The sequence below is a fragment of the Neobacillus niacini genome, from assembly GCF_000759675.1.
GTDB lineage: Bacteria > Bacillota > Bacilli > Bacillales > Cytobacillaceae > Neobacillus > Neobacillus niacini_A.
Window position 1 is genome coordinate 1 of record NZ_BAWM01000030.1, and the last position, 4,620, is coordinate 4,620.

Below are 4,620 nucleotides of genomic sequence, written 5' to 3' on the forward strand. Positions count from 1 at the left end.
ACCAGATACATTACATTCGTGGTATAACCTAAATAAGACTCACAAACTTGAATACTTCTTCCAACTAATGAACTCAATAAATAATTGAGTTTAAAAATGAACCTGGCAGTTTTATTTTACTTGAAATAATCTCCATACTTTATGCGATGTCAAAGTATAGTTTTTGTACATAACTTAAAAATTTTAGAGAAGTTAATAGAGATTGTGAATGATTATACTTAAACTATCGGGTGCTTTAGTTATAGGTCAGAGCTGTCATTAAGGCAGCTTTTTCTTGTTGAGCTAACGTGCAGGTTACTTCAATAAGAGTGTTAAGCAGGGAATAAATATAATGAGGTGGAATATTAATTGTTGCGACATTTTTTGGGGGTGGAGAATTGAAGATTGGTTTTTTTCGAAATCTCAACAGATTAGAGACTTACGCCACAAATTGCCCAACCTCAAGATTTCCATGATACATTCGGATTAAATGGAGATGATGACATAAATATTTCTAGCATAGATGTTCAGGGTGTAGCCTTGGATGCTATTCTAGGTTTAAATGAAAAACTCAAAGCTGAAAACGATCAGTTAAATGCCAAATTAGCAAACCTAGAGGCACGTCTATCAGCTCTTGAATCCAAGGGTTAAAAACCGAATCCTGAGTCATTGAATGTTAAGCATTGGACACTAACAGCTACTCGATCAGATAAATTAAAATCAGCTTTCGTATTTTTCTTACGTATAAGTGGGTGTTGATCTAAGAAAAATTACACTTTTTTACTTGAATTATAAGTTTAGCCGATCAACACAGCCTATTAGGCTATCTGTGTGATTTACCTCGAATGTACCAAGTGGATGGTCTGGATGCCAGATCTCTTTATTTACCATCTCGATACGTAACGACTTCCAATCATATTTGAAAACCTCTTAATCCATCCTCCTTTGTGGTTAAACACCAGTCTATTTCCTCATAATAAGTGTTCCTCCTTGGTTAAGGGATTATTTATCATATGGGGCAGTTATTCAAAATAGAATATATAGAGTTAATTTAAAAAAGCATAGAAATGAGGTTACTACTAGTGCCAAGCAATAAAACAATAATTTTCTTTATCATAGCTCATATGGACGACTGGCAATTATTCATGAACCCAAACGTTTCTTGGGAGCTTTCAAATAAGGAAAATAAGGTAGTGTTCATTTATACAACAGGTAATGATGCTGGAAGTGATAAATCATATTGGATGGCAAATGAGGAGGGGGCAATCAGCTCTGTTTGCTTTGGAATGTCTGATTTATTATATTTGGATGGAAATCGAGAGAAAGTTAAGATCAACAATCATATTCTTCATCGATGGTTAGGACGAAATGTCGTGTGTTACTTCCTCAGGCTTCCTGATGGAAATGTGACTGGTGATGGATTTTCTAGTCAAGGATATCAAAGTCTTCAGAAGCTGTACCGAAGACAAATCTCATCCATCAAGTCATTGGACGGATCAACGTTATACCACGGATGGCAAGATTTTGTAAATACCCTCCAGGGGATCATCGATAATGAGGCGGATGGCTTCTCTTCTGTCAAGATCAACCATCCCGAGACTAACAAAACCATCAACCCGGGTGACCATTCAGACCATAGAACTACAGGTATAGCTGTTCAAGCTATTCCAAAGTACAATCAGTATAATAATTTTTCTTATATTGGGTATAACCTTAGGAACTATCCATTAGATTTATGGGGCGAAGACTTGTTCTGGAAAATCGCTCAGTTCGCAGTTTATGATAAGACCCTTTCCGATTTGACTAGATATAGCATTCTGAAAAAATCCCCATTTTTTTTTATGGAGTTTTGCTTTAGAGCTGCTAAATTCCGCGAACTCAAGTAATTACGATGAGAATTAAATCCCCACAGATCAATATATCGGTATAGCTTACATTAGATAGCCAAAAAGATTATTTATTTAACAATAATCATGTTTTGGTGGAACATCCAAATAGACTTAAATTCTTTACTGTTCTTAAATGATATGTTTTCAATAAATAAAATTGTCTCTATTTGTACCAAACTGATACTTTTAGTTCGGGTTCATTCTTAGTTTGGGGAGTACGATTATCTTCATTTAATTCGAAAGAAGTGATTTTATGTTAAACTTTTACATGCCTTTGGTATCCTTAATAATTCCGGTTAAAAATGAAGGAAGCCACATCAAAAATACTATAAATTCGGTATTTCAAGTAAAAACTAACTATTCTTTTGAAACCATTGTAGTCGACGATGCATCAACAGATGGATGCTGTGATTTTCTATCTCAATCCCCTTATGCAGATTTACCCCGATTAAAACTAATAAGAAGTAAAGGAGTTGGTCCAGCAAATGCTAGAAATATAGGGGCAAGACATTCATTAGGACAATATTTGATCTTTTGTGATGCCCATCTTTTTTTTGAGGATTTTTGGATAGATCATTTACTTAAGCCTATAAAAGATGGATTAGCCAATGGTACTACGCCTGGTATAGCTGATACAAAATCGCCGAATTTTCCTGGATATGGTATGACGTTAAATGAACATTTAAGGGTTGAATGGTATTCAAACATTAATACTCTTGCTCCTATTGCAGTTTTACCAGCAGGATGTTGTGCAATTTCGAGGAATGTTTTCTTTAATATTGGTGGTTTTGATACTGGTTTCAAGGGGTGGGGCTTTGAAGATATAGAGATATCGATAAAAATGTGGCTGTTTGGTTATAAATGTTATGTTCAGCCAGTTGTGAAAATTCTCCATGTATTCAGGAAATCACAACCATATCTTATAATCCCTGACAATATACATTTCAATATGCTTCGTATGGCTTACAGTCATTTTAATAAAGAGAGAATATATAAATGTAAAAGTCTAATTGGAAGTCATAAACATTCTAAAATTAATGAATCTGTTCTTGCTAGTGAAGTTCTTAAACAACGAAAAAATTATTTTTCTCGTCGTAAATATAGCGATGAATGGTATATGAATACGTTTAATATACCCTTTTAATAAACTGATAAATCTTAATTTATCGATATTTAGAAAATATAAGCAATATAAAATCATCGCAATTCATTCCTTTTGAGACAGGCTCTTAAAAATTCATCTTTAATTTGAAGGTAAAAAATATTTGGAGTTAGCTTTTTATTAAGAAACCACAAATAAGGAATTTAGGGGAACCAGACAAAAAATAAGGCCCAAAATAATTTTAAAAAGAGGTCGATAAATATATAGTATAATTACTATACCTCTTATACTCAATAACCCATTTTCGAATTGGGTTGAATTTTTCTTATGACATTAGACAAAGTTACACACCAACGCCAGGATCAGGGCCATATAGAACAGAAACATCAAAACCTGAATTTTCAGACTTTTTAACATCAGATATAGATAGTGGATAGAAATTAAAATAAGCTCGACAATCGAGCAGGCAGTTAAAGATTGAAATATAGAAAGAGGTTTAGAGAAACAAATCATAAAATACAATTGATCAAAATAATAATAAAAATTAAAGAAACGATGGGCTTTTCCGAAAGCTCACTTTTAATTTCGAGTTTGATATCTAATAGGTACCCAACGCTTAAAATGGGTACCTACAATATAAAAAAATAAAACTATATTTATTAGTTTGCCTTTGTCAAATGAATCGTCATAGCTTTCGTGGGGGGGGCATAAATCTCCCTCATATATACTCTTTTGCCAGGGGGGGGAGAAGAACTTGAGACGCCGAGATTTCCTGGGTACACTTCACAATCACTGAATTTCCCGTATTCGACCCAGACTGGGAATTTAGCATCTTCCTTTTTCGGCCACGTGTGTGTAAGATCTGGGGTCTCGGCGTAGTAGTACAAGTAGTTCCCAATATACCCTTTCACCACCCGTCTCTCCTCCCCTGGAGCCAGTACGAACCAGCCTACATTTTTCCAGCCATCCCCACCACAATTTTTTGATCGGTAGGAGATAGCTACTTGCACCGTTTCGTTGGTTTCGTTTATAATATAAAATCCCGGCGCTTTTCGTTCACTTATTTCATACGAAGTATATTCCTCCTGATTTAAACCCTGGTCAGACCTAGGTGTGCCTTTAGCTCTACCTTTACCATAGGTGTAGCTTGAAGGTACTGATCCTGTAGGTACTCGGTTTATGTCATAAGTAGGTGCTATATACGAAGGACTTGTTTGATACTGCGGATATGGTACCTTATATTCATAAGGGAAATTGAGATTAGATCGAAATGAAGGTACATAATATGGACGATGCATAGACAACCACTCCTCGTTTTAATTGGTATTTATTGATATCACACGATATTATATTTGGCTGTCTATGTTTTAGATGATTGTCTATGCATAATTGAGGAGAACGCCTAACACAACGGCGTTAAACCGATCAAATAAGGATTCGGCTTTTTGTTGTGTCTAAAAAACGAACGGAAAAGAGACATATAAGGTAAGGAATAAAATATCTTTTTTCAACTACCATGAAAATAAAAACTGAAAAAGGGCATACAAAAATAGACCCAGAAAAACTAGTTTTAAAAAAAGGCTGAGCCTCTAGAAGGATCGTATATAAGATTGGCTGGTAAATCGAGTTGTGGAACCTTTCTACTAAAAG

Annotated in this window: 3 protein-coding genes and 1 pseudogene; 3 read left to right on the plus strand and 1 reads right to left on the minus strand. The window is 34.8% G+C overall.

Annotated elements, in window-relative coordinates:
* From TR08_RS31050 to TR08_RS14680, 3 genes and pseudogenes are all read left to right on the plus strand, one after another.
* Positions 1-88 (plus strand): annotated as a pseudogene (locus TR08_RS31050) (glutamine amidotransferase); the annotation flags it as partial.
* Positions 89-1,061: 973 nt separating this feature from the next.
* On the plus strand, positions 1,062-1,865 hold the full coding sequence (locus tag TR08_RS14675) for a hypothetical protein (RefSeq protein ID WP_238579147.1): 804 nt from the start codon (positions 1,062-1,064) through the stop codon (positions 1,863-1,865).
* 256 nt (positions 1,866-2,121) lie between these two features.
* Positions 2,122-3,012 (plus strand): glycosyltransferase family 2 protein, encoded by an 891-nt coding sequence (locus TR08_RS14680; protein ID WP_045519302.1) that lies wholly within the window; start codon positions 2,122-2,124, stop codon positions 3,010-3,012.
* A 617-nt stretch (positions 3,013-3,629) separates the two neighbouring features.
* On the opposite strand, the gene TR08_RS14685 is transcribed toward TR08_RS14680, so the two are convergent.
* Positions 3,630-4,268: a DUF1036 domain-containing protein gene (locus TR08_RS14685; RefSeq protein ID WP_045519304.1), complete on the minus strand. Its 639-nt coding sequence runs from the start codon at positions 4,266-4,268 to the stop codon at positions 3,630-3,632.
* Positions 4,269-4,620 lie beyond the last annotated feature (352 nt).

Bases quoted from the DNA above. Each gene is read 5' to 3' on its own strand.
- TR08_RS14680 (WP_045519302.1), top strand. From the start codon at position 2,122: ATGTTAAACTTTTACATGCCTTTGGTATCCTTAATAATTCCGGTTAAA.
- TR08_RS14685 (WP_045519304.1), bottom strand. From the start codon at position 4,268: ATGCATCGTCCATATTATGTACCTTCATTTCGATCTAATCTCAATTTC.